At 52.4% G+C, this 26,380-nt stretch carries 25 protein-coding genes; 12 read left to right on the forward strand and 13 right to left on the reverse strand.

Annotated features, from left to right (window positions below; translation table 11 throughout):
* Positions 1-33: 33 nt before the first annotated feature.
* The 5 genes from SOM82_RS16750 to tkt all read right to left on the reverse strand — a co-directional run bounded on the left by SOM82_RS16750 (position 34) and on the right by tkt (position 6,812).
* Positions 34-891 (reverse strand): small-conductance mechanosensitive channel MscS, encoded by an 858-nt coding sequence (locus tag SOM82_RS16750; RefSeq protein ID WP_320460551.1) that lies wholly within the window; start codon positions 889-891, stop codon positions 34-36.
* Positions 892-1,078: 187 nt separating this feature from the next.
* The gene (gene fbaA, locus SOM82_RS16755) at positions 1,079-2,158 is read right to left on the reverse strand and encodes a class II fructose-bisphosphate aldolase (protein WP_100779014.1); all 1,080 of its coding nucleotides are present in this window, start codon (positions 2,156-2,158) and stop codon (positions 1,079-1,081) included.
* Between the two features lie 92 nt (positions 2,159-2,250).
* On the reverse strand, positions 2,251-3,414 hold the full coding sequence (gene pgk, locus SOM82_RS16760; protein ID WP_320460552.1) for a phosphoglycerate kinase: 1,164 nt from the start codon (positions 3,412-3,414) through the stop codon (positions 2,251-2,253).
* Positions 3,415-3,463: 49 nt separating this feature from the next.
* Positions 3,464-4,483, reverse strand: a complete 1,020-nt coding sequence (gene epd, locus SOM82_RS16765) for an erythrose-4-phosphate dehydrogenase (protein WP_320460553.1) — start codon at positions 4,481-4,483, stop codon at positions 3,464-3,466.
* 337 nt (positions 4,484-4,820) lie between these two features.
* The gene (gene tkt, locus SOM82_RS16770) at positions 4,821-6,812 is read right to left on the reverse strand and encodes a transketolase (RefSeq protein WP_320460554.1); all 1,992 of its coding nucleotides are present in this window, start codon (positions 6,810-6,812) and stop codon (positions 4,821-4,823) included.
* A 271-nt stretch (positions 6,813-7,083) separates the two neighbouring features.
* On the opposite strand from tkt, the gene loiP reads away from it, so the two are divergent.
* A complete protein-coding gene (gene loiP / locus SOM82_RS16775) occupies positions 7,084-7,842 on the forward strand; it encodes a metalloprotease LoiP (protein WP_154126133.1) in 759 nt (252 codons plus the stop codon).
* Between the two features lie 141 nt (positions 7,843-7,983).
* On the opposite strand, the gene speB is transcribed toward loiP, so the two are convergent.
* The 3 genes from speB to SOM82_RS16790 form a co-directional block, all read right to left on the reverse strand.
* Positions 7,984-8,904 carry an agmatinase gene (speB, locus tag SOM82_RS16780; RefSeq protein ID WP_015960333.1) on the reverse strand — a complete coding sequence of 307 codons (921 nt, stop codon included), beginning with the start codon at positions 8,902-8,904 and terminating at the stop codon, positions 7,984-7,986.
* Positions 8,905-9,110: 206 nt separating this feature from the next.
* Positions 9,111-9,980, reverse strand: a complete 870-nt coding sequence (locus tag SOM82_RS16785) for an esterase/lipase family protein (RefSeq protein ID WP_320460555.1) — start codon at positions 9,978-9,980, stop codon at positions 9,111-9,113.
* A 54-nt stretch (positions 9,981-10,034) separates the two neighbouring features.
* Positions 10,035-10,904, reverse strand: a complete 870-nt coding sequence (locus SOM82_RS16790) for an esterase/lipase family protein (RefSeq protein WP_320460556.1) — start codon at positions 10,902-10,904, stop codon at positions 10,035-10,037.
* A 271-nt stretch (positions 10,905-11,175) separates the two neighbouring features.
* On the opposite strand from SOM82_RS16790, the gene SOM82_RS16795 reads away from it, so the two are divergent.
* On the forward strand, positions 11,176-12,051 hold the full coding sequence (locus SOM82_RS16795) for a LysR family transcriptional regulator (RefSeq protein WP_320460557.1): 876 nt from the start codon (positions 11,176-11,178) through the stop codon (positions 12,049-12,051).
* 50 nt (positions 12,052-12,101) lie between these two features.
* Here SOM82_RS16795 and speA read toward each other — a convergent pair whose 3' ends face one another.
* The 3 genes from speA to yqgG form a co-directional block, all read right to left on the reverse strand.
* The gene (gene speA / locus SOM82_RS16800; protein ID WP_154126134.1) at positions 12,102-14,078 is read right to left on the reverse strand and encodes a biosynthetic arginine decarboxylase; all 1,977 of its coding nucleotides are present in this window, start codon (positions 14,076-14,078) and stop codon (positions 12,102-12,104) included.
* 8 nt (positions 14,079-14,086) lie between these two features.
* On the reverse strand, positions 14,087-14,218 hold the full coding sequence (gene yqgB / locus SOM82_RS16805; protein WP_154126503.1) for an acid stress response protein YqgB: 132 nt from the start codon (positions 14,216-14,218) through the stop codon (positions 14,087-14,089).
* Positions 14,219-14,305: 87 nt separating this feature from the next.
* Positions 14,306-14,458, reverse strand: a complete 153-nt coding sequence (gene yqgG / locus SOM82_RS16810; RefSeq protein ID WP_422655528.1) for a small protein YqgG — start codon at positions 14,456-14,458, stop codon at positions 14,306-14,308.
* Between yqgG and SOM82_RS16815 the strand changes: the two genes are divergently transcribed.
* The 9 genes from SOM82_RS16815 (at position 14,450) to ruvX (ending at position 22,261) form a co-directional block, all read left to right on the forward strand.
* A complete protein-coding gene (locus SOM82_RS16815; protein ID WP_320460558.1) occupies positions 14,450-14,734 on the forward strand; it encodes a hypothetical protein in 285 nt (94 codons plus the stop codon). The genes yqgG and SOM82_RS16815 overlap by 9 nt on opposite strands.
* A gap of 148 nt (positions 14,735-14,882) precedes the next feature.
* Positions 14,883-16,037, forward strand: coding sequence for a methionine adenosyltransferase (gene metK / locus SOM82_RS16820; RefSeq protein ID WP_320460559.1), 1,155 nt, complete (start codon positions 14,883-14,885; stop codon positions 16,035-16,037).
* A 391-nt stretch (positions 16,038-16,428) separates the two neighbouring features.
* Entirely contained in the window at positions 16,429-17,826 is a 1,398-nt protein-coding gene (locus SOM82_RS16825) for a sugar porter family MFS transporter (RefSeq protein ID WP_154126137.1), read from the forward strand.
* 170 nt (positions 17,827-17,996) lie between these two features.
* Positions 17,997-18,494, forward strand: coding sequence for a SprT family zinc-dependent metalloprotease (locus SOM82_RS16830; protein WP_154126138.1), 498 nt, complete (start codon positions 17,997-17,999; stop codon positions 18,492-18,494).
* Between the two features lie 94 nt (positions 18,495-18,588).
* Positions 18,589-19,296: a deoxyribonuclease I gene (gene endA / locus SOM82_RS16835; RefSeq protein WP_320460560.1), complete on the forward strand. Its 708-nt coding sequence runs from the start codon at positions 18,589-18,591 to the stop codon at positions 19,294-19,296.
* A gap of 105 nt (positions 19,297-19,401) precedes the next feature.
* Positions 19,402-20,133 (forward strand): 16S rRNA (uracil(1498)-N(3))-methyltransferase, encoded by a 732-nt coding sequence (gene rsmE, locus SOM82_RS16840; protein ID WP_320460561.1) that lies wholly within the window; start codon positions 19,402-19,404, stop codon positions 20,131-20,133.
* A 20-nt stretch (positions 20,134-20,153) separates the two neighbouring features.
* Positions 20,154-21,101: a glutathione synthase gene (gene gshB, locus SOM82_RS16845; RefSeq protein ID WP_320460562.1), complete on the forward strand. Its 948-nt coding sequence runs from the start codon at positions 20,154-20,156 to the stop codon at positions 21,099-21,101.
* 183 nt (positions 21,102-21,284) lie between these two features.
* Positions 21,285-21,845, forward strand: coding sequence for a YqgE/AlgH family protein (locus SOM82_RS16850; RefSeq protein WP_186752210.1), 561 nt, complete (start codon positions 21,285-21,287; stop codon positions 21,843-21,845).
* Entirely contained in the window at positions 21,845-22,261 is a 417-nt protein-coding gene (gene ruvX / locus SOM82_RS16855) for a Holliday junction resolvase RuvX (protein WP_320460563.1), read from the forward strand. The genes SOM82_RS16850 and ruvX overlap by 1 nt, the downstream gene beginning before the upstream one ends.
* A 119-nt stretch (positions 22,262-22,380) precedes the next feature.
* Here ruvX and SOM82_RS16860 read toward each other — a convergent pair whose 3' ends face one another.
* Positions 22,381-23,073, reverse strand: a complete 693-nt coding sequence (locus SOM82_RS16860) for an IclR family transcriptional regulator (RefSeq protein ID WP_154126144.1) — start codon at positions 23,071-23,073, stop codon at positions 22,381-22,383.
* A gap of 67 nt (positions 23,074-23,140) precedes the next feature.
* Here SOM82_RS16860 and SOM82_RS16865 point away from each other — a divergent pair, with 67 nt between their 5' ends.
* Positions 23,141-25,399 (forward strand): FAD-dependent oxidoreductase, encoded by a 2,259-nt coding sequence (locus tag SOM82_RS16865; RefSeq protein ID WP_320460564.1) that lies wholly within the window; start codon positions 23,141-23,143, stop codon positions 25,397-25,399.
* On the opposite strand, the gene SOM82_RS16870 is transcribed toward SOM82_RS16865, so the two are convergent.
* Entirely contained in the window at positions 25,396-26,376 is a 981-nt protein-coding gene (locus SOM82_RS16870; protein WP_320460565.1) for a type IV pilus twitching motility protein PilT, read from the reverse strand. The two genes, SOM82_RS16865 and SOM82_RS16870, sit on opposite strands and share 4 nt — an antisense overlap.
* Positions 26,377-26,380: the final 4 nt, after the last annotated feature.

Raw genomic sequence — 26,380 nt, forward strand, 5'->3', positions numbered from 1 at the left:
CGGCGACGTTGTCGCCTGCCGGGCCGGGGAAACTTATGCTTCAGTCTCTTTCACACGTTTGAAGTTAACGTCCATCTGCGGATACGGGAAGCTAATGCCGTGTGCGTCGAAGTCGCGTTTGATACGCTCCAGCACGTCCCAATACACATTCTGCAAATCACCGCTTTTGCTCCAGATACGCACCACAAAGTTGATCGAGGAGGCACCCAGTTCGTTCAGGCGAACGGTCATTTCGCGATCTTTGATAATGCGTTCGTCCGACTCGATAATCCGGGTGATAAGCGCTTTCACCTGATCGATATCTGAATCATAGGCCACGCTAATAATCAGCTCGTTACGGCGCACCGGTTCGCGGGAAAAGTTGATGATATTGCCCGCGATAATTTTACCGTTCGGGATGACAACGATACGGCCATCGACGGTACGCATGGTGGTGGAGAAAATCTGCACCTGCAATACGGTCCCGGCAACGCCGCCCAAATCAACATATTCACCGGAACGGAACGGGCGGAAGGTGACCAGCAGCACGCCGGCCGCCAGATTCGACAATGAACCCTGCAGTGCCAGACCAATGGCCAGGCCGGCAGCACCCAGCACAGCGATCACCGACGCGGTTTGTACACCCACTCGGCCCAGCGCGGCAATCAGCGTAAAAGCGATAATGCCGTAGCGCACGAGCGCGGAGAGGAAATCTGCAACCGTGGCATCAATATGGCGGGCGAGCATCACACGGTTAATCGCATTGGACACAATACGCGCCACGATCATCCCCACGATAATAATCGCGATCGCCGCCACGATATTCACCGCATAACTCAGCAGCAGCGCCTGGTTACGCACCAGCCAGGTACCCGCATTATTTATGCCATCTACAACACCGAGATCTTCCATTTATCCTTCCTTATGCTAATGCAAACCAAAAAAAACCATCCCACAGGGAGACAGGCAGGTCAGTAAAGGGTAAACAAAAAGCGCGGATTATGCCAAACAGATCACAAAATCTGCGCAGACAGCTTATTGAAAACCATAAAAAAAGGCCCGCAAATGCGGACCTTTCTCAAGCTACCAGCAGCTCAAATTACAGAACGTCAACCGCGTTCAGCTCTTTGAATGCCTGCTCCAGACGGGTGATCATAGAGGTCTGTGCAGCACGCAGCCATACGCGTGGATCGTAGTATTTCTTGTTCGGCTGGTCTTCGCCTTTCGGGTTGCCCAGCTGGCCCTGCAGGTAAGCTTCGTTGGTTTTGTAGTATTGCAGGATGCCGTCCCAGGTTGCCCATTGGGTGTCGGTATCAATGTTCATTTTCACTACACCGTAGCTTACGGAATCTTTGATTTCCTGAGCAGAAGAACCGGAACCGCCGTGGAAGACGAAGTTCAGGCTGTTGTGCGGCAGGTTATGTTTCTTAGAAACATATTCCTGGGAATCGCGCAGGATGGTTGGGGTCAGAACAACGTTACCTGGCTTGTAAACGCCGTGAACGTTACCGAAGGACGCAGCGATAGTGAAACGCGGGCTGATTTTGCTCAGCTCGGTGTACGCATAATCAACGTCTTCTGGCTGGGTGTACAGTGCAGAAGCGTCCATGTGGCTGTTGTCCACGCCGTCTTCTTCACCACCGGTGCAACCCAGTTCGATTTCCAGGGTCATGCCCATTTTGGACATGCGCGCCAGGTATTTGGAGCAGATTTCGATGTTTTCGTGCAGTGACTCTTCAGACAGGTCGATCATGTGAGAAGAGAACAGTGGCTTACCGGTTGCAGCGAAGTGTTTTTCACCTGCGTCCAGCAGACCGTCGATCCACGGCAGCAGTTTCTTCGCGCAGTGGTCAGTGTGCAGGATAACCGGAACACCGTAGTGCTCAGCCATCTGGTGTACGTGATGCGCACCAGAGATAGCGCCCAGGATTGCCGCGCCCTGAGGAACGTCAGTTTTCACGCCTTTACCCGCGATGAATGCTGCGCCACCGTTGGAGAACTGTACGATAACCGGAGCTTTAACTTTTGCAGCGGTTTCCAGTACGGCGTTAATGGAGTCGGTACCCACGCAGTTAACTGCCGGCAGAGCAAAGTTGTTTTCTTTAGCTACCTGGAACACTTTCTGAACGTCATCACCAGTGATCACGCCAGGTTTTACGAAATCAAAAATTTTAGACATGTTACGTAGTCCTGTATCTTCGGCCGTTAGAAAAGGTGCGAGCTCTAAAAAGCACGCTGAAATTTGGGCAGGTTTCCCTGCCCATGAATGGCTTACTTCTTAGCGCGCTCTTCGAGCATTGCTACTGCTGGCAGGACTTTGCCTTCCACGAATTCGAGGAATGCGCCGCCACCAGTGGAGATGTAGGAAATTTTGTCGGAAATACCGAACAGGTCGATAGCTGCCAGAGTGTCGCCGCCGCCAGCGATGGAGAACGCTTCGCTGTCTGCGATAGCGTTAGCCACGATTTCAGTCCCTTTACGGAAGTTAGGGAACTCGAACACGCCAACCGGGCCATTCCACAGAATGGTTTTCGCGTTTTTCAGGATGTCTGCCAGTTTCTGTGCAGACACGTCGCCCAGGTCCAGAATCTGCTCTTCATCTTTGATGTCGTTAACAGATTTCAGGGTTGCGGTCGCCGTTTCAGAGAACTCAGTCGCTACACGAACGTCAGTCGGGACCGGGATATCGCAAGTGGTCAGCAGACGTTTTGCTTCGTCAACCAGGTCTGCTTCGTACAGGGATTTACCTACGTTGTGGCCTTGAGCGGCAACGAAGGTGTTCGCAATACCGCCGCCAACGATCAGCTGGTCAGCGATTTTGGACAGAGAATCCAGAACGGTCAGTTTGGTAGAAACTTTAGAACCACCGACGATGGCAACCATTGGACGAGCAGGTTCTTTCAGTGCTTTACCCAGTGCTTCCAGTTCGTCAGCCAGCAGTGGACCTGCGCAAGCGACGTCTGCGAATTTACCGATACCGTGGGTAGAAGCCTGAGCACGGTGAGCCGTACCGAACGCATCCATTACGAACACGTCACACAGTGCCGCGTATTTTTTGGACAGCGTTTCGTCGTCTTTCTTTTCGCCTTTGTTGAAGCGAACGTTTTCCAGAACCACCAGTTCACCTGCAGCGACTTCTACGCCATCCAGGTAATCTTTCACCAGGCGTACCGGAGCAGACAGTTTGTCTTTCAGGTAGTTAACAACCGGCAGCAGAGAGAATTCTTCGTTGTACTCGCCTTCGGTCGGACGACCCAGGTGAGACGTAACCATCACTTTCGCGCCTTGCTTCAGTGCCAGTTCGATGGTTGGCAGGGAAGCACGGATACGCGCGTCGCTGGTCACTTTGCCATCTTTAACGGGTACGTTCAGATCAGCACGGATGAAAACGCGTTTACCTGCCAGATCCAGATCGGTCATCTTAATTACAGACATGGTGAATCCTCTCGTTGATTCTTAAAGTTTTGCAAGCGCATTCTGCGCTCTACCTGAAACCTTGCGCGGCCATTGCTAACGTGGTGTCGAGCATTCTGTTAGCAAAACCCCATTCATTATCACACCACACCAGCGTTTTGATGAGGTGAGCACCGCTGACCCGCGTTTGCGTGCCATCGACAATGGCACTGTGCGGATCGTGGTTAAAATCTACTGAGACCAACGGTAATTCCGTATAGTCAACTATACCATGAAATGCACCCTGTGCCGCTTTTTGCAGCAACAGGTTGACTTCACTAGCTTTTACCGGTTTTTTGACCGTCACGCTAAGGTCAATTGCGGTGACATTTATCGTCGGCACGCGAACCGCAATGGCTTCAAATCGGTCGTTAAACTGCGGAAAAATACGGGTGATCCCCGCCGCCAGTTTGGTATCCACCGGAATAATGGACTGACTCGCCGCGCGCGTGCGACGCAGATCCGGGTGATAGGCATCAATGACCTGTTGATCGTGCATCGCAGAGTGGATCGTGGTGACGGTGCCCCATTCAATGCCATAGGCATCGTCTAACAGTTTAATGACCGGAATAATGCAGTTGGTGGTGCAGGAAGCATTGGAGACAATACGGTGTTCGGCTTGCAGTTCTTGATGATTTACGCCGTAGACGACCGTCGCATCAAGATCGTTACCGCCGGGATGGGAAAACAGAACTTTTTTCGCACCGGCAGCCAGATGCGCCTCACCGTGTTCGCGGTTACCGTAGACGCCGGTACAGTCAAGAACCACATCCACACCCAATTCGCGCCACGGCAGATGTTCAATGCTGGGCTCATGCAATACGCGAATGACATCGTCACCCACGAACAGCTGTTCTCTCTCCTGGCGAATATCCCAGGCAAAGCGTCCGTGGCTGGTATCGTATTTCAATAAATGCGCCATACCCGCAGCATCCGCCAGTTCATTGACTGCCACTACGGTGATCTCCGCACGACGCCCGGATTCATATAAAGCACGAACCACGTTGCGTCCTATGCGACCGAAGCCATTAATCGCTACGCGTACGGTCATAGGTCTCCTGCAAGGCTATCCCTGAGTTGAGGTGGCTGAAAGAGTAATGCAGCAACGCTCAGAGGGGAATCCTCGCCTGTCACAAACTGCGACTGATTGGTCAATTGTCGAACAAATAATCGACTGAAACGCTTCAGCAAGAATAAGCGAAACGGGAAATAAAAGGAATGTTCGTCCCACCCAATAAGCCAGCTATATGACATGCGTCACATTTTTGATGGAATAATTCACAATGGATTTACACTGTCCTGGAATAGCGGACACAAAAAAGCCGGACAGATGTCCGGCTTGAATTTCATTTACCCGCGCAGCAAATCGCCAGCGGGCATGAGCGCAATTACAGCAGCTCTTTGGCTTTCGCGACGACGTTCTCAACGGTGAAGCCGAACTCTTCGAACAGCAGTTCTGCTGGTGCAGATTCACCAAAGGTGGTCATCCCAACGATCGCGCCGTTCAGACCGACATATTTGAACCAGTAGTCAGCGATACCCGCTTCCACTGCCACGCGAGCAGAAACAGCTTTCGGCAGTACGGATTCGCGGTATGCCGCATCCTGTTTGTCGAACGCGTCGGTAGACGGCATGGAGACCACGCGCGCTTTCACGCCTTCGGCAGACAGTTTATCCCACGATGCCACAGCCAGTTCCACTTCAGAACCGGTCGCGATGATAATCAGCTGTGGCTGACCCGCGCAGTCTTTCAGCACATAACCACCACGAGCGATGTTAGCCAGCTGCTCTTCGGTACGATCCTGCTGTGCCAGGTTCTGACGAGAGAGGATCAGCGCGGTAGGACCGTCCTGACGCTCAACGCCATATTTCCACGCCACCGCAGACTCAACCTGGTCACATGGACGCCATGTGGACATGTTTGGCGTCACGCGCAGAGAAGCCACCTGCTCAACCGGCTGGTGAGTCGGGCCGTCTTCACCCAGACCGATTGAGTCGTGGGTATAGACCATCACCTGACGCTGTTTCATCAGCGCAGCCATACGAACAGCGTTACGTGCGTATTCGACGAACATCAGGAAGGTAGAAGTGTACGGCAGGAAACCACCGTGCAGAGAGATACCGTTCGCGATCGCGGTCATACCGAATTCGCGCACACCGTAATGGATGTAGTTGCCAGCGGTATCTTCGTTGATCGCTTTAGAACCAGACCAGATAGTCAGGTTAGACGGAGCCAGGTCAGCGGAACCGCCCAGCAATTCTGGCAGCAGCGGACCGAACGCTTCAATTGCATTCTGAGACGCTTTACGGCTGGCGATTTTTGCAGGGTTAGCCTGCAGATTCGCGATGATCTCTTTCGCTTTCGCATCGAAATCTTCCGGCATGTCACCTTTCATACGACGGGTGAATTCAGCCGCTTCCTGAGGGAAGGCTTTGGCATAGGCAGCGAACTTCTCGTTCCAGGCGGACTCTTTCGCCTGACCCGCTTCTTTCGCATCCCACTGAGCGTAAATCTCAGACGGAATTTCAAATGGCGCGTGTTTCCAACCCAGCTGTTCGCGGGTCAGTGCAATTTCTGCATCGCCCAAAGGCGCGCCGTGAGAATCGTGCGTACCCGCTTTATTTGGGGAACCGAAACCAATGATGGTTTTGCACATCAGCAGGGACGGTTTATCGGTAACCGCGCGCGCTTCTTCAACTGCACGTTTAATCGAATCAGCATTGTGGCCATCAACGCCACGCACTACGTGCCAGCCGTAAGCTTCAAAACGCTTAGCGGTGTCATCAGTGAACCAGCCTTCAACGTGACCATCAATGGAGATGCCGTTGTCATCGTAGAATGCGACCAGTTTACCCAGCTTCAGAGTCCCTGCCAGGGAGCACACTTCGTGAGAAATGCCTTCCATCATGCAACCGTCGCCCATGAATGCATAGGTGAAGTGGTCAACGATGTCGTGGCCAGGACGGTTGAACTGCGCCGCCAACGTTTTCTCAGCAATCGCCATACCAACCGCATTCGCAATACCCTGACCCAGCGGACCGGTAGTGGTCTCAACGCCAGCGGTGTATCCCACTTCTGGGTGACCCGGAGTTTTGGAGTGCAGTTGACGGAAGTTTTTCAGTTCTTCGATTGGCAGCGCATAGCCAGTGAGGTGCAGCAGGCTATAGATCAGCATGGAGCCATGGCCGTTGGACAGCACGAAACGGTCACGGTCAGCCCATGACGGATTCTGTGGGTTATGGTTCAGAAAATCACGCCACAGGACTTCGGCAATGTCAGCCATACCCATAGGGGCACCCGGGTGACCGGATTTGGCTTTCTGTACTGCGTCCATGCTCAGCGCACGAATGGCATTAGCAAGCTCTTTACGTGAGGACATTTAAACTCCAGATCGGACTGTTAAAGGCCATGCCCTTGACGACAGCGCGTTTTGGGCTATGCCAGAAAAAAGTGCCAACAATGTAACCCAAGCGACAAAGCATGTACATGGAGCATTCTTTTGCCGTTTAAGAAATCTCTGGATCATGCTCGCATGTTGCGCAATCTACTCGCCCGCGCCTCCCGATATTCCTTATACTTAGCCCGACTACGGCTTCGCTGCCGTAAATTTTTCAGACTTTTTTCAGATCAACGGGTGCGGAAGCAACATCATGAAAATGCGAGCAATAGCGCTGGCCTTAGGTACGACGATCCTGCTTAGCGGCTGTCAGAATATGGATTCTAACGGTCTTATGAGTTCCGGCGCGGAAGCTTTCCAGGCGTATTCCCTGAGCGACGAACAGGTCAAAGCGCTCAGCGATCAGGCCTGTAAAGAGATGGACGGCAAAGCGACCATTGCCCCCGCCAACAGTACGTATGCGCAACGTCTGAATAAGATTGCCGCCGCGCTTGGCGATAACATCAACGGTCAGCCCGTCAATTACAAAGTCTACATGGCGAAAGATGTCAACGCGTTTGCGATGGCCAACGGCTGTATCCGCGTCTACAGCGGGCTGATGGATATGATGACGGATAACGAAGTCGAAGCGGTAATCGGCCATGAAATGGGCCACGTCGCACTCGGTCACGTGAAGAAAGGGATGCAGGTTGCGTTAGGCACTAACGCTGTACGTGCAGCAGCAGCGTCCGCTGGCGGTATCGTCGGCAGTCTGTCGCAATCCCAGCTTGGCGATGTGGGCGAAAAGCTGGTCAACTCCCAGTTCTCCCAGCGTCAGGAATCCGAAGCAGATGACTACTCTTACGATCTGTTGCGCAAACGCGGAATTAATCCGTCAGGTTTAGCAACCAGCTTCGAGAAACTGGCGAAACTGGAAGCAGGCCGTCAAAGCTCGATGTTTGACGATCACCCAGCCTCGGCTGAACGCGCGCAGCATATTCGCGATCGCATGACGGCAGATGGGATTAAGTGAAAAGCAACGCCAATAATTAATTAGAGGTTATTGGCGAAGTCAGTTTGGACACGGACAGCGCGCAGCCAGCGGAGCGTACAGAGAGTACGTGAGGATGGCGAGCGCTGCCCGGATTCAAAATGGCGAATCAAATGGCCCTGATTACTCGCCTTTCTTCGCCGCCTGGATATAGAGCATTTCCAGAGCCAGCGTCGCAGCGGCCAGCGCAGTAATTTCAGACTGGTCGTAGGCCGGAGCCACTTCCACAACATCCATCCCGACGATATTCAGATCTTTCAAACCGCGAACCAGTTTGATTGCGCGATCGGAGGTCAAGCCGCCGATAACCGGTGTACCGGTACCCGGAGCAAACGCCGGATCCAGGCAATCAATGTCAAAAGTCAGATAGACAGGCATATCACCGACGATCTGTTTAACCTGAGCAATAATATCGTCCACGCCGCGATCGTTCACCTGACCTGCGTCCAGCACGGTAAAGCCATTGTCTTTATCAAACTCAGTACGGATACCAATCTGCACCGAGTGGTTTGGATCGATCAGGCCTTCGTTCGGTGCGGTGTAGAACATGGTGCCATGATCAAACTCGCAGCCGTTCGCGTAGGTGTCGGTATGGGCATCGAAATGCACCAGCGCCATTTTGCCAAAGTGCTTCGCATGCGCGCGCAGCAGCGGCAGCGTCACAAAGTGGTCACCGCCAAAAGAGAGCATACGCTTACCTGCCGCCAGCAGTTTCTCTGCGTGTGCCTGCAATTTTTCGCTCATTTCACGCGCATCGCCGAAGGCATACACCAGATCGCCGCAGTCAACGACGTTCAGACGCTCGCGCATGTCGAAGTTCCACGGGAAACGGTTATGTTCCCAGGCCAGATTAGTGGAAACCTGACGGATCGCCGCCGGACCGTGACGGCCACCGGCACGACCAGAAGTGGCCATATCAAACGGAACACCGGTGATCACCCAATCCGCGTCGCTATCGTACGGCTGGAAGTTCATCGGAAGACGTAAAAAACCAAACGCGTTAGATACCAGAGAGTTATCGTACTGATGACCTAAAGTGCTCATGTCCTGACCTCTTTCAGAGTCGATGTATTAAAAAAAAATGAAAAAAAATCCCTTCCGCGTCGTTAAACCCGACGAGGAAGGGATTGTATTCATTCAGACTGCTTGTTGGCGCAGATTATCGCCTTAATTTCGCTCGGGTTCAATAGCCTGGGCTACATACAAAACAGTATAGAACACGATGTCTGAAATGACTCGATACATAAATACTAGACGCCCTTCGAGCGTAAAAAATCCAGGTGTTCGGTGTAAAGATCAATCACATTTACCGTGTTTGTCCGAATGCCCGCTAGTTGATTAATAGCATCGAGGTGATCCATAGAATAATCTGAGCGAATAACCTTACCAAGGTGAGAGCTATATCGCCCCACAAGTCCATCATTTTGGTCAACCTCATTGACGAATGTTTTAGCGCCGTGTTTCATCCACAAATGGAGAGGGTCCAGTTCATTTAACCCCTGCTCACAAATTCCGTCTTTAATAATTCCACTCCATGAATAGTAATAAACACCATTAACATTTTCCGGCCCCTCCCCGCCCCAGACTTCCGGTAAACCTTGTGGATATTTTTGATTAAATGCCTGCACGCCTTCTGTCGTGAGAGCATCTAAAGAGGCAATAAAATCTTCGGGTTCACAAGGATGGCCGCTCATGAAAGCAATGGCTTTTTCGAACGCGTTGACAGCAAGGGCAACGATGCCCTCTTTGCAACTGCCCGGTTCATAAGATGCGCGCAATGCGTCGGCGGATTCCGAGCCATGGTTTGCACCATCAACCGATGTCACGGACGCCACGCTCTCCGGATAGACTGCAGCAACATAGCGGCAGTCCAGCGCCCCCTGACTATGGCCAATTAAATTAACTTTCTCTTTGCCACTTTTCCTTTTAACGTCCTGAATAAAATCCCACAACTGCTCACCCCGAACATCGTCGGTATTTACACCTGACAGTGAAGCGGTATAAACATCAGCCCCTTTTTTCTCCAGCGCCTCTTTCACGCCGAAAAAATAAGGATAACCTAAGATAGTAGAAAAACCCGACCACCCATGAACCAGCACAACGGGATATTGAGTACACATATTATTCTCCTGAAAATTAATATAATTTTAAAAAATTCATTTAGCCCTGAAGAATCACAGACCTTTTGAACGTAAAAATTCAAGGTGGTCAGTATAAAGTTCGATAGGATCGACGGTATTCGTGCGGATGCCTGCGATCTGATTAATCGCATCCAGATGGTCCATCGAATAATCTGAGCAAATCACTTTGCCTAAATGCGAACTATAACGCCCCACCAGCCCGTCATTCTGGTCGGCTTCTTTCACAAACGTTTTCGAACTATGTTTCATCCACAGGTGAAGAGGGTCCAGTTCATTTAAACCTTGTTCGCAAAGACCATCTTTGATGATCCCACTCCATGAATAATAATTCACACCATTGACAATTTCGGCACCTTCGCCTCCCCATACGTCTGGCAGCGCCTGCGGGTATTTCTTGTTAAACTCCTCTACACCTGCCGTCGTCAACGCATCGAGTGCAGCAACAGCATCTTCCGGTTCAAATGGGTGACCCGTTACAAAAGCGATGGCTTTTTCAAATGCTTCGAATGCCAGTGCAACCGCGCCCTCCTTGCAACTTCCCGGTTCAAGAGCGGCACGCAATGCATCTGCCGATTCTGAACCAAAATTAACGCCATCAACGGAAGTCACAGAGGCAACGCTGTCAGCATAATTGGCAGCGACATAACGACTGTCCAGAGCGCCCTGACTGTGGCCAATCAGGTTAACTTTATCTTTTCGGCTTTTACGTTTTACATCCTTAATAAAGTCCCAGAGCTGCTCGCCCCTGACATCATCAGAATTAACGCCGGAAAGGGAAGCCGTATAAACCTCTGCGCCCTTACGCTCTAGTGCCTCTTTCACACCAAAGAAATAGGGATAGCCCAATATTTTATCAAAACCTAATACACCATGAACCAATACCACTGGATATTTCGTACACATAATGACTCCGTAGAAAATTAAAGTTAGTGACCAGCCATCGTTTGCTGGCACGGATTAATCTACAGCGTAATTCCCGAATGATTGTCTATTAGTTGAATCGTTATTAGGTATTTAATAGTCTTTGTGAAAAACCGGTCTAATGTTAAAAGTAGATAACACCAGCTAAAACATAAAGGAAAAATAAACGTCTACTTGTTTGTGACCACTATTATTCTTGAACACAGCCATCCATTATGCACACCGCATAATGGATACAGGAAAAGGAGTTCTAATGAATTTTTTGTTATCAAAGAAGATGAAATATTTTATCGTAACAGTGGAAGAACGATGTATTAACACCGCTGCGGAGAAATTATTTATCACGCGTTCACCATTAATCAAGATAATTGGCGAGCTTGAAGAGTTAATCGGTTGTAAGCTTTTTGACCGAAACTACAATAAATTAATCCCAACAACTATTGCCACTCAGCTTTACAATCAATTAAAGCCAATTTATGAAAGCATGTCATTAATTGAGAGTCGTTTTCATCTGTACGGAAAAAGAAAAAACCCTGAACTTATCTTTGACATTTCTTTCCCTTACAATTTTTATAAATCCATCATCTATTCACTACAAGAGGATGATTTGAATTTTACTCACTCGCGGGTATTGGTCGATCAAGACATTATATTGCGAGTAAAAAACAGCAATTCAACCATTATTATTTCGATGAGAGATTTCAAAACGATTGACGGGGTCACTAAAGAAACCATCAATGAAGATACCATAGAAGTTATAATGGCAGCCTCAGTGACTCAGGACGATTTTCATGATGTCGAATTGATGAGAAACATACCAATACTTATCCGTCCATGTAGTTATGTTCCAGAAATTAAATCCAGAGTTTCTGAACTATTAAAAGACACTCTGCCTCTTATCTTTTTTAAAGAAGTTGAAGCTGATATTTCCACTATGTTTTATTCGGTATTACAAAAGAAAGGAATGCTCATATTACCCCGTAAACTGGCTGATCTGCACTCATCAACAGCCATTACCAGAGTAACCGTAAAGGGGGCTACTTATAAGAATATAATATTGTATAACACTGATTTTAAAAAGAATGATGAAATACGGATTATCAGGAAAACACTGTCAGCGGCTTTATAAGCAATAAAAAAGGTTGAGAACCGAATCGGTCCTCAACCCCAGTGCGCTAATTACTCGTCTTCTAAGTAAGTGTAGCCATATAGCCCTGCTTCAAACTCTTCAAGGAATTGCTGCTGTAGGGCAGCGTCCAGATCGGTGTTTTTCACCTGATCGCGGAACTGCGTCAGCAGTTTTTTCGGATCCAGCTGCACGTACTCCAGCATGTCCGCCACGGTGTCGCCCTCGTCGGAAAGCTCTACTTCCACGTTGCCGTCAGGGAAGACAAACACGTCAACCGCTTCGGTATCACCGAATAAGTTGTGCATGTTGCCTAAAATTTCCTGATATGCACCGACCATAAAGAAGCCCAGCATCGGCGGGTTTTCTGGATCGTACTCCGGCATTGGCATCGTCGTGGCAATCCCGTCACCGTCGACGTAGTGATCGATTGCACCGTCGGAATCACAGGTAATATCCAGCAGCACCGCGCGGCGTTCCGGCGCATGATTCAGCCCTTCCAGCGGCAGAACCGGGAACAGCTGATCGATACCCCAGGCATCCGGCATCGACTGGAACAGCGAGAAGTTGACGTAAATTTTATCCGCCATACGTTCCTGCAGCTCGTCGATAATCGGACGGTGCGCACGGTTGCTCGGGTCGAGCTGTTTCTGAACTTCGTGGCACATGTTCAGATACAGCTGTTCAGCCCAGGCACGTTCCTGCAGGCTAAAGGTTCCTGATGAATAACCGACATGAATGTCATGCAAATCCATCTGGCTATCGTGCAGCCACTCACGCAATGAACGACGGGTGCCCGGTTCGTTCATCTCCTGCCAGGTTTCCCACATATTTTGCAGGGCACGAGGAGCATCATCCTGCGGCGGTGTGGCTTCCGTGTTTTCGCTACGCTCAACACCGATAATATTAGAAACCAGCACGGTGTGATGCGCCGTCACTGCGCGACCAGACTCGGTAATCACCGTCGGATGCGGCAGACCGTTTTCTTCACAGGCATCGCCGATTGCCCAGATAATGTTGTTAGCGTACTCATTCAGGCCGTAGTTTACGGAGCAGTCAGACTGCGAACGCGTCCCTTCATAATCCACGCCAAGACCGCCGCCTACATCGAAGCACTCAATGTTCACGCCGAGTTTATGCAGTTCCACGTAAAAACGTGCGGACTCGCGCACGCCAGTAGCGATATCGCGAATATTGGCCATCTGCGAACCGAGGTGGAAGTGCAGAAGCTGAATGCTATCCAGACGACCGCGCTCACGCAGCATTTCCACCAGCTGCAGTACCTGACCCGCCGCGAGGCCAAATTTGGATTTTTCACCGCCGGAGGACTGCCATTTACCGGAGCCCTGCGACGCCAGACGCGCACGCACGCCCAGGCGTGGGATCACATTCAGGCGCTCGGCCTCTTCCAGCACGATAGCAATTTCCGTCATCTTTTCGATGACCAGATAGACCTTGTGGCCCATCTTCTCGCCAATCAGTGCCAGACGAATATATTCGCGGTCTTTATAGCCGTTACAGACGATCACCGAACGGGTCATACCAGCATGAGCCAGTACCGCCATCAGCTCCGCTTTTGAACCGGCTTCCAGACCCAGTGGTTCACCGGAGTGGATCAGTGATTCAATGACGCGACGATGCTGGTTCACCTTAATCGGATAAACCAGGAAGTAATCACCCTTATAACCATAGGACTCACGCGCGCGTTTAAACGCGGCGTTAATTGAGCGCAAACGGTGTTGCAGGATCTGCGGGAAGCAGAACAATGCAGGCAGACGCTGCCCTTGCGCTTCGCGCGCTTTCACCAGTTTGGCAAGATCAACGCGAGCTTCCGGTACGTCAGGATCGGGGCAAACGCTAATGTGGCCCAGCTCATTAACGTCGTAATAGTTATTACCCCACCAGGCAATATTGTATGTGCGCAGCATCTTGCTGGCCTCTTCGGAGCTCATCGCAACCTCCTGCATAGAACGTAGTACACCCTGTCCGCCCGCTGACGAAGGCGAAACCGAAGACATGTCGTCAGACATAGCGAACCTCAACTCTTTGTATTAAGTGTAAAACAGTTGACTACTATCGCAGTCTCATACTGCGATAACAACCCATAAACGGCCCCATCTTCCAGCAGAGTATGCTGAAATCCAGACCGCGCGACCGGTTTCTTATTCATATCATTGTAAAACACGTATCCGAACTCTGTATGGCAAGGTTCGGCGAAACCACGAGATAACTCCTGAATTAACAAGAGCGCCCTTGTTCAGTTTTCACCAAGCGGATGACCAGCCCTGGAATCCTGAGAAGCACCGAAATGGGTATAACATCGGCAGGTTTGCAGATTAGAAATGCGGGTTGCGGGAAACAGACGCACGCCAGAACGGCGTAACTGAGTTAGCGGAAAACAATGGTTCATTATCGGATATCACCTCCACGGTCGCCTTCAGAAGACGAACCTCAAGCCAAAGCTAAGTATTCACTGCTCAACCCGGCTGGAAGTGGCGACACGATGAGATCATCGGACGCTTTTTTGTGTGAGCCGCGCGCCGCGTTTTATACCGATATGAACGGCAAATTGCAAAGCAAAATTGCACGCCTTGCCACCCCCGTCAGGAAAAATTTCCACCCCTGTTTTCAACACAGTGAGAGCACAGTCAAAAAAAACTGGAAATCGGGCGAAGAAGTGACCTAAAATAGCCATCCAGATGTTAATCCATCCATACTGATTAACACTCAGACTGCCAGTGGTTATTTACCTGCTGGTCCTGGTGGAATTATCTTCTATGGCTACCCCACACAGCAGTTTGAGCTAACCAAATTCTCCTTAGGTGAAATAAAACATGGCAAAACACCTGTTTACGTCCGAGTCTGTATCAGAAGGACATCCTGATAAAATCGCTGACCAAATCTCCGATGCGGTCCTGGATGCAATCCTCGAACAGGATCCGAAAGCACGCGTAGCATGCGAAACCTACGTCAAAACCGGCATGGTTCTGGTGGGCGGCGAAATCACCACCAGCGCATGGGTTGATATCGAAGAGATCACCCGTAATACCGTGCGTGAAATCGGCTATGTGCATTCTGATATGGGCTTTGATGCCAACTCTTGCGCCGTATTGAGCGCCATTGGCAAACAGTCTCCGGATATCAATCAGGGCGTTGACCGTGCCGATCCGCTGGAACAGGGCGCGGGCGACCAGGGCCTGATGTTTGGCTACGCGACCAATGAAACCGACGTGCTGATGCCAGCGCCGATCACTTACGCGCACCGTCTGGTGCAGCGTCAGGCTGAAGTTCGTAAAAATGGCTCGCTGCCGTGGCTGCGCCCGGATGCGAAAAGCCAGGTCACTTTCCAGTACGATGACGGCAAAATTGTCGGTATTGATGCCGTGGTTCTCTCCACCCAGCACGCTGAAGATATCGACCAGAAATCCCTGCAAGAAGCGGTGATGGAAGAGATCATCAAGCCGGTTCTGCCGACCGAATGGCTGAGCGCGTCGACCAAATTCTTCATCAACCCAACAGGGCGTTTTGTTATCGGCGGCCCAATGGGCGACTGCGGCCTGACCGGTCGTAAGATCATCGTTGATACCTACGGCGGCATGGCTCGTCACGGTGGCGGCGCGTTCTCCGGTAAAGATCCGTCTAAAGTGGACCGCTCTGCTGCTTACGCTGCACGTTATGTCGCGAAAAACATCGTCGCAGCAGGCCTGGCCGATCGCTGTGAAATTCAGGTCTCCTACGCTATCGGCGTGGCAGAACCGACCTCCATCATGGTGGAAACTTTTGGTACTGAAAAAGTGCCAACGGAGCAACTGACCCTGCTGGTGCGCGAGTTCTTCGACCTGCGTCCATACGGCCTGATCCAGATGCTGGATCTGCTGCATCCAATCTATAAAGAAACCGCTGCATACGGTCACTTTGGTCGTGAACATTTCCCATGGGAAAAGACCGACAAAGCCGATCTGCTGCGTGAAGCTGCCGGTCTGAAATAAAAGACTGTCATGCATTGAGAAAAGGCCAGCCTCGCGCTGGCCTTTTGCTTTTCTGCCAACGCTTCCCCCGCCCGCTGTTCTCTTCACTTTTCGTACCAATCGGCTATCAATGAAAGCGCTTACACGAGCATATTCAGCATACGCTTTCAGAATAATCTCTTTGCATGTTTCGACTTTTTTTGCTGTTACATTTCATTTCAGTTAAGTCTGAAACTGCAGCAAACGGGATGCGCTTCAATGAATTTATCACTATATTTTCAGAGCTTTAATAAAACTTACAGTACAGCACCAGTGTAACCGATTACACCACTGTGAGATCCATCACATATTTTTACGCTGTACTAACCTACCCTTTACATTGAAAAAACTGATAACCCAACTGGAGGGCAGAATGCCTGACAATAAAAAACAGGGGCGTACGTCCAACAAGGCCATGACCTTCTTTGTCTGCTTTCTCGCGGCCCTGGCAGGACTTCTTTTCGGCCTGGATATCGGCGTCATCGCCGGTGCTTTACCCTTCATCACCGACGAATTCCAGATTAGCGCTCACACCCAGGAATGGGTGGTCAGCTCCATGATGTTCGGGGCGGCTGTCGGTGCCGTCGGCAGTGGTTGGCTCTCTTATCGCCTCGGGCGTAAAAAGAGCCTGATGATTGGTGCCATTCTGTTTGTTGCCGGCTCGCTCTGCTCCGCCGCCGCGCCAAACGTTGAGGTATTGATCATATCCCGCGTCCTGCTTGGCCTGGCGGTCGGCGTGGCGTCTTATACTGCACCTCTTTATCTGTCTGAAATTGCGCCGGAAAAAATTCGCGGCAGCATGATTTCAATGTACCAGCTGATGATCACCATCGGTATTCTTGGCGCATATCTGTCCGACACCGCCTTTAGCTACAGCGGCGCATGGCGCTGGATGCTTGGCGTTATCATCATCCCGGCAATTCTGCTGCTGATTGGCGTCATCTTCCTGCCAGACAGCCCGCGCTGGTATGCAGCCAAACGACGCTTTAACGACGCAGAACGTGTACTGATGCGCCTGCGTGACACCAGCGCAGAGGCCAAACATGAGCTGGATGAAATCCGCGAGAGCCTGAAGGTCAAACAGACCGGCTGGGCGCTGTTCAAAGAGAACAGCAACTTCCGTCGCGCGGTGTTTCTTGGCGTGCTGCTGCAGGTAATGCAACAGTTCACCGGGATGAACGTCATCATGTATTACGCACCAAAAATCTTTGAACTGGCCGGGTATACCAACACCACCGAGCAGATGTGGGGTACGGTCATCGTGGGCTTAACCAACGTGCTGGCGACCTTCATTGCCATCGGACTCGTGGACCGCTGGGGTCGTAAACCTACGCTCACGCTCGGTTTCCTGGTGATGGCGATCGGTATGGGCGTGCTGGGCACAATGATGCATGTGGGCATTCACTCACCAACCGCACAGTATTTTGCCGTCGCAATGCTGCTGATGTTTATCGTCGGTTTCGCGATGAGCGCCGGTCCGCTGATTTGGGTACTGTGCTCTGAAATCCAGCCGCTGAAAGGGCGTGATTTCGGTATCACTTGCTCCACCGCCACCAACTGGATCGCCAACATGATTGTCGGTGCAACGTTCCTGACCATGCTGAATACGCTGGGCAACGCCAACACCTTCTGGGTCTACGGCGGTCTGAACCTGTTCTTTATTGTTCTGACGCTCTGGCTTGTTCCTGAAACCAAGCATGTCTCGCTGGAACACATCGAACGTAACCTGATGAAAGGTCGTCCGCTGCGCGAGATTGGTGCGCAGAACTAAGCGGTTAGTTTCAGCGGTGTTCTCCCTCTCCCCGGGGGTGAGGGCATCAGACCGCACAAGACTCCCCCTCACCCTAACCCTCTCCCTCAAGGGAGAGGGGACTGTCTGGTTCGGTGTTTACCTCAAGAAGGCTTTACTGTTTACCCCGGCTTCCACTATCCTTTTGCGCTATGAAAACACCCCGTCTTCCCATCGCCATTCAGCAAGCCGTTATGCGCACTTTGCGGGATAAACTCGCGCAAGCGAACCTGAAACTGGGGCGTAACTACCCTGAACCCAAACTGGCCTATCAACAGCGTGGCACCTCGGCAGGCACAGCCTGGCTTGAATCTTACGAAATCAGGCTTAACCCGGTGTTGATGATGGAAAATCAGCAGGCCTTTATCGACGAAGTGGTGCCTCATGAGCTGGCGCATCTTCTGGTCTGGAAACACTTTGGCCGCGTTGCGCCGCACGGCAAAGAGTGGAAGTGGATGATGGAAAGCGTGCTCGGCGTTCCGGCCCGACGCACGCATCAGTTTGAGCTGGAATCGGTACGACGCAACACCTTCCCCTATCGTTGCCAGTGTCAGCAACATCAGCTAACCGTCCGACGCCACAATCGCGTGGTACGCGGCGAAGCCACCTACCGCTGTGTCAAATGCGGCGAGCCGTTAGTCGCAGAATAATTAACAGCACAATCAGGAACTTTCCTGATCATCCTGATTGCATACAAGAACAACTTTCGCTACGTTGCGGGCTCGTTTTGACACGGAGTCCGAGATGTCCCGTTATTTTTCTTTTGCTGTCGTTTTTCTGGCGACAACGCTTTCTGGCCCTTTGCTGGCCGAGGGTATCAACAGTTTTTCCCAGGCTAAGGCCGCGGGAGTCAAAATCAACGCCGATGTACCGGGTGATTTCTACTGCGGCTGTAAAATTAACTGGCAGGGCAAAAAAGGGGTCGTTGATCTCGAATCCTGCGGCTACAAAGTGCGTAAAAATGAAAACCGCGCCAACCGTATCGAATGGGAACACGTGGTTCCGGCGTGGCAGTTTGGCCATCAGCGCCAGTGCTGGCAGGATGGCGGGCGTAAAAACTGCGCCAAAGATCCGGTATATCGTCAGATAGAAAGCGATATGCACAACCTGCAGCCTGCGGTTGGCGAGGTCAATGGCGACCGCGGCAACTTTATGTACAGCCAGTGGAACGGCGGCGAAGGCCAGTACGGCCAGTGCGCAATGAAAGTCGATTTCAAAGAGAAAGTCGCCGAGCCGCCAACCCGCGCGCGCGGCAGTATTGCCCGCACTTACTTCTATATGCGCGATCGCTACGATCTGACTCTTTCTCGTCAGCAAACGCAGCTTTTCAACGCCTGGGATAAACAGTATCCCGTGACGGAGTGGGAATGCGAACGCGATGCCCGTATCGCGAAAGTACAGGGGAATCACAACCCATACGTGCAGCGGGCTTGCCAGGCGCAAAAGAGCTAACCTACACTAGCGGCAACTGATAAACGCCCCTCACCCAACCCCTCTCCCCCACAGGGAGAGGAAAAAGAACGAGCCAGGGCCTCCGCCTGAGATGGAATACTGACTATGCGCATCCCTCGCATTTACCACCCGGAACCGATTGCCGCAGGCAGTGAAATCGCCCTGTCCGATGAAGCCGCAAACCACGTCGGTCGCGTACTGCGCATGGCAACCGGCCAGGCGATTCAATTGTTTGACGGTAGCAACCAGGTCTTTGACGCTGAAATCACCCGCGCGGACAAAAAAAGTGTGCAGGTTAACGTGCTACGCGGCGAAGTGGATGACCGTGAATCCCCGCTGCATATTCACCTGGGCCAGGTGATGTCACGCGGTGAAAAAATGGAATTCACCATCCAGAAATCGATCGAACTCGGTGTAAGCCTCATTACGCCACTTTTTTCTGAGCGCTGTGGCGTTAAACTGGATGCTGAACGTCTGAACAAAAAGATCCAGCAGTGGCAAAAAATCGCCATTGCGGCGTGTGAACAGTGCGGCCGCAACCGCATTCCGGAGATCCGCCCACCGATGGATCTGGAAGCATGGTGTGCCGAAGAAGAGAACGGGCTAAAGCTCAATCTTCACCCTCGCGCCAGTGCCAGCATTAATACGCTGCCGCTGCCGGTTGAGCGCGTGCGTCTGCTGATTGGCCCGGAAGGCGGACTCTCGGCGGATGAAATCGCCATGACGGCGCGCTATCAATTTACTGATATTCTGTTGGGACCTCGCGTTCTACGTACTGAGACGACTGCACTCACTGCCATTACTGCGCTTCAGGTGCGTTTTGGCGATCTGGGTTGAAGCATTAACGGAGAAGAACAATGATTAAGCTCGGCATCGTGATGGACCCCATCGCAAGCATTAACATCAAGAAAGATTCCAGCTTCGCTATGATGCTGGAAGCACAGCGTCGCGGCTACCAGCTTCATTACATGGAAATGGCCGACCTTTACCTGAACAACGGTGAAGCGCGGGCGCGTACCCGAATCGTTAACGTCGAGCAAAATTACGAGAAATGGTATGAGTTTGGTTCTGAGCAGGATTTACCGCTCGCCGAACTTGATGTGATCCTGATGCGTAAAGATCCTCCGTTCGATACCGAGTTTATCTACTGCACTTATATTCTTGAGCGCGCAGAAGAGAAAGGCACGCTTATCGTCAACAAACCGCAGAGCCTGCGCGACTGTAACGAGAAACTCTATACCGCCTGGTTCTCCGACCTGACGCCTGACACGCTGGTAACGCGTAACAAAGCGCAGCTGAAAGCGTTCTGGCAGAAGCATGGCGATATCATTCTGAAGCCGCTGGATGGTATGGGCGGTGCGTCGATCTTCCGCGTGAAAGAAGGCGATCCAAACCTGGGCGTTATCGCAGAAACGCTGACCGAGCACGGCACTCGCTACTGCATGGCGCAGAACTACATTCCCGCCATTGTCGATGGCGACAAGCGCGTGCTGGTTGTCGATGGCGAGCCCGTGCCTTACTGCCTGGCGCGTATTCCGCAGGGTGGCGAAACCCGCGGTAATCTGGCAGCCGGTGGCCGCGGTGAGCCGCGTCCACTGACCGAAAGCGACTGGGAAATTGCGCGCCGCGTCGGCCCGATGCTGAAAGCCAAAGGGCTGATTTTCGTCGGTCTGGATATCATCGGCGATCGCCTGACGGAAGTTAACGTCACCAGCCCAACATGCATCCGCGAGATCGAAGCGGAATTCCCGGTTTCCATTACCGGCATGCTGATGGATGCGATTGAAAAGCGCCTGCAGCAATAATGATCACATCTGTTAAGGCAGGTTCATCAGGCTTAATGGGCGCAGACCGTTTGGACACGACCCGCTCGGGTTCTAAATGGCACGCTAAATAGCTTAATGAGCCTGACGCTTAGTGACAGCGGCCTGGTTTCTACGCATACTGGCCGCTGTTGCTTTTTAAACCAGGAAACAGAACCTCTGACAATGAATTTACAGCATCACTTTCTAATTGCCATGCCTGCTCTCCAGGACCCGATTTTCCGCCGCTCCGTAGTGTATATCTGCGAATACAGTGAAGACGGCGCGATGGGGATTATCATCAACAAGCCACTGGAAAATCTGCAAATTGAAGGCATTCTTGAAAAACTCAAGATCACGCCAGAAGAACGTGCGCCTGAAATCCGACTCGATAAGCCAGTGATGCTGGGTGGCCCGCTGGCGGAAGATCGCGGTTTTATCCTGCATACCCCTCCGGGGTTCTCTTCCAGTATTCGCGTTTCCGATAACACGGTGATCACCACATCGCGTGATGTGCTCGAAACGCTGGGTACGCATAATCAGCCCTCGGAAGTGCTGGTTGCGCTGGGCTACTCCTCCTGGGAGAAAGGCCAGCTGGAGCAGGAGATCCTTGATAATGCGTGGCTCACTGCCCCTGCCGATTTAAATATTCTGTTTAAAACACCGATTGCCGATCGCTGGCGCGATGCGGCGAAGCTGATTGGAATCGACATCCAGACCATGCCTGGCGTTGCGGGGCACGCATAATGAGCGGAACGCTTCTGGCCTTTGATTTTGGTACCAAAAGTATTGGTGTGGCGATTGGTCAGCGCATTACTGGCACGGCGCGCCCGCTCACCGCGATGAAAGCGCAGGATGGCACTCCAGACTGGACGATCATTGAACGCCTGCTAAAAGAGTGGCAACCCGAAGCCGTAATTGTTGGGCTACCGCTCAATATGGACGGTACCGAACAGCCGCTCACCGCGCGAGCGCGTAAATTTGCCAACAAGATCCACGGACGTTTTGGCGTGGTTGTAAAACTCCACGACGAGCGCCTGAGCACCGTGGAAGCCCGCGCGGGTCTGTTTCAAAATGGTGGTTTTCGCGCCCTCAACAAAGGCAGCATCGACTCAGCTTCCGCAGTGATTATTCTCGAAAGTTTCTTCGAACAGGGTTTCTAACGCCCTTCTGATTTGCCCGCTCCGTCGGGCAAAATCTTCTTATCTCTCGATCCCGTTCACATTTCACTATGACGTTTTTTGCATTTTAACGAGTGTTTCTATAAAAGAAACATGTGTGATTATGCTTTTTCAAGCAGCCTGGCATTCAGCGTCGTGAGTTCTTTCAGGCGAGCCTGCAACGCGTTGTCATCAATTTGCCACATACCGGCAAAAGCCAGTGCAGCGTGATGAGCACCGACCGGCTGCGCCATGGAGACTTCACCGTCTGCGTGATGCCAGATGACATGCCCGCGCTCGCGCTGCTGAGTAATGTGTGGAGCAAGGTCAGCCCACTGTTCAGGCGCGAATCGTGCCATCAGCTGTTCATCGCTCTCGGCAGCCAGCAGTGACATGCCGATCACCGAGCGCCAGGCAGGCAACATATGAAAACCGGCCAGCGCCTGACTGGTAGGGCTGCCGGGAACGGAGTGCCAGATGTAGATGACCTGGTCTTCCCAGAGCACACCCAGTGCCACAACGATATCGCGTGGCGCGTGACGCTCCAGCATCGGCAACGCGCGAGAAAACAGCTCGGAACCGCGAATGGCCTGTGCGGCCAAAGCGTGGATACCGGGTCCGGGCAAGTAGCGACGCTGTTCGTCCTGCATCGTCAGGCCGATAGAAGCCATCGTCATCAGCAAACGGTTTACACGGGTGGTGTTGATGCCCATCAGGCGCGATAGCTCGCGGCATCCAATAGCCCGGTCACTGGAAACCAGATATTGCAAACAGCGAATACCGTCGATCAAGCTTTGGTTAGGTTGTGATGACATAGCAAGCTTCGTTCGTTTAAGAGATGAATGACTCGATTCTACCGCCAGTTCAAAAGGATACAAGGTAATGAAAATCTATCCCCAAAATGATGCCAGAGCCTTTCCCGTGTCACGACTCGAAGCCGACCTGGTTGTTGCAGGCGCAGGTCTTGCCGGATTATGCGCCGCCCTGGCGGCGGCCCGCGATGGGCTGAAAGTGGTGCTGATTCAGGACAGGCCCGTTCCCGGCGGCAATGCCTCCAGCGAAGTGCGGCTGTGGGCCAACGGGGCAACGTCACACATGGGTAATAACAACCGCTGGGCGCGCGAAGGCGGCATTATGGGGGAGATCCTTGAAGAGAATCTCTGGCGTAATAAAGAGGGCAACCCGGTGATGTTTGACCTGGTGCTGCTCGATCTCGCCAGAAGCCAACCCGGCCTTACCCTGCTGCTCAATACTGCCGTCTATGACGTTGAGAAAACGGCTTCGCGCATTACCGCCGTCAGCGCTTTTAACGCGATCAACGAGACATTTTATCACGTGCAGGCGACGCAGTTTTGCGACGCCACTGGCGACGGCGTGCTCGGTTTTCTGGCCGGTGCGGAGTATCGCGAAGGGGCAGAAGAGATTGACGAACTGGGCGAGAAAATGGCCCCTGGCGATCAGTTTGGGCACAAGCTCGGGCACTCTATCTATTTCTATACCAAGCGCACCGCCGAGCCGGTGAATTTTGTGGCCCCCTCTTTTGCGCTCGACGACATCACGGAGATCCCTCGCTACAAACGCCTGACCTCGACGCTGAACGGCTGTGACCTGTGGTGGCTGGAATGGGGAGGTCGCCTTGATACCGTTCATCAGAGTGAAGAGATCAAATGGGAGCTGTGGAAAATTGTCTGGGGCGTCTGGAATTACATCAAAAATTCGGGTGAATTTCCGGATGCCGCAAACCTGACCATTGAGTGGGTGGGTGCGATTCCTGGCAAGCGTGAAAGTCGGCGTTTTATCGGCGATCATCTGCTGTGCCAGCAAGATATTATCGAACAACGCGACCACTACGATGCGGTTGCCTACGGCGGCTGGTCGATTGATCTGCATCCTGCCGACGGTGTCTACAGCACCCATGATGGCTGCCGTCAGTTTCACAGCAAAGGCACTTACACCATTCCCTTCCGCTCGCTCTATAGCCGCTCGCTGGATAACCTGTTTCTGACGGGCAGACTGATTTCCGCCTCGCACGTCGCCTTTGGCAGCGCACGCGTAATGTGTACCTGCGGTCTGCTGGGGGAAATCGTCGGACGCGCCGCGGCGCTCTGCCACATGCAGCGCCTCTCCCCAAAAACCCTGGCACAGCCAAGCCAAATTGGTGCTCTTCAACAGCAGTTGCAGGTACACGGGTGTTACATTCCCCGCCAGTGGCTCGACAATCCGGCGCTCAATGCCACCGTCTCCACCAGCAGTGAGTATGTCCTGACATCGCTTGAGCCTAATGGCGAATGGCTGGCGCTTGACGCCCGTATGGCTGTGCTTTTGCCTGTAAAAAGGGGCGAAACGCTGCCAGAAATCACCTTCCGCCTGCGTTCGCGCAAACCTCACCGACTGACGATTTCGCTGCTGGGCAGTGAAAAAGCGGGGAATTTCACCCCTGATATTCAGTACGATGAATGCATCCTGGATGTTAACGGCGAGAAGGAATATCGCAGCACGTTTGGCTGGAAATGCGACCGTGACCAGTATGTGTTTATCGCTTTTGACGCTTGCGATGACATGGAGATTGCACTTACCGAATCCCGCCTGCCGGGAATGATGACCGTATTTAATCGTCTGAATGAACGGGTGGCGAAACACACCCGGCAAATCGTTGACGGCGATTACGGCGTTGACGAATTTGATTTCTGGTTGCCGCGCCGACACCCACACCAGGTTTTCCCGGCTCTGCGACTGGACAGGCCATTGCACTGTTATGCCCCGGACAATCTGCTCAATGGCCGTCTGCGCCCTGAACAGCAAACCAATGCATGGAGCCCCGCGGATGACGACCCGGCGCCGCAGGTGATCTGGCGCTGGGAAACGCCGCAAACTATTCACAGCCTGACGCTGGTGCAGGATAACGACTTCGACAATGCAATGGAGACCGTGCAGATGGGCCATCACAGGGCCGTCACTCCGCACTGTATTACCCGCTATCGACTGTGGGCCGACGACCAGATCATTGCGGACGTTGAGCATAATCACCACTCCGTGTGTGAACATCGCTTTGCCTCCCCGCTCTGCACCAGGGCAATCAAACTAGAAATTCTGGATACGGCGGGCGCGCGGCCTGCGGTTTATGCGTTGAATATTCGCTAAAGCCGTCCCTGCGCCTTTCGCTCCGCAAGACTTTGCTCAAAGTTCTGCATCCCCGACTGCTGCCCGGTTTGAATGACGCCGGGCAGCTGCCAGGTTTTGCCTTCGCGGATGAGGTTAGCCGATGCGGGCGTGTTCACCAGCAGTTCGAAAAGTGCAACTCGTCCGCCCTGCGTATCGCGCAGCAGTTTTTGCGCCAGCACCGCCCGCAAGCTGCCAGCCAGTTGGTTGCGTACCGGATCCTTTTCTTCGGCCGGAAACGTATCGACCAGGCGCTCTATAGCCTGAGAGGCTCCGCGAGTATGCAATGTTGCCAGCACCAGATGACCGGTTTCTGCGGCCGTGAGCGCAAGCCGGATAGTTTCGCTATCACGCAATTCCCCCAGCAGTATCACGTCCGGATCTTCCCGCAAAGCGGCACGGAGCGCTTGGGCAAATGAGCGGCAGTGCAAACCGATTTCCCGCTGCTGAATTAAACACTGATGACTTTGATAAACGTACTCCACGGGGTCTTCCAGCGTCAGAATATGCCCGTTTGAGTGGCCGTTGAGATAATCGACCATGGCCGCAAGCGTCGTGGATTTGCCGCTACCGGTTGCGCCTGTCACCAAAATCAGTCCATTGTCGCTGGAGAGCAGTTCAGGGATTAACCGTGGAGCGCCTAGTCCGGAAAGCTGTGGGCACGAGACGGGCAAAAGTCTGAGCGTCAGCGAGACGCCATGAATATGGGAGAATGCGCTGGCGCGTAAGCGCTCTCCGCCACTCAATGCAACGGCAAAATCCACATGACCATTCGTCCACCAGGCGGTTTGCTGTTCGTCGTTCAGCCATTTTTTGAGTAACTGCGCGACATCGGGTGGCGGAAAGGGGGCGGGTTCCAGCTGACCTAATCGACGCCAGCGCGGCGGCGCATCGCTACACAGGTGTAGATCCGAGACATTATGCTTTACACTAAGGGCCACAATTTCTTCCATATCCATACAA

It is taken from the genome of Lelliottia sp. CFBP8978 (assembly GCF_034046055.2).
Classification (GTDB): Bacteria; Pseudomonadota; Gammaproteobacteria; order Enterobacterales; family Enterobacteriaceae; genus Enterobacter.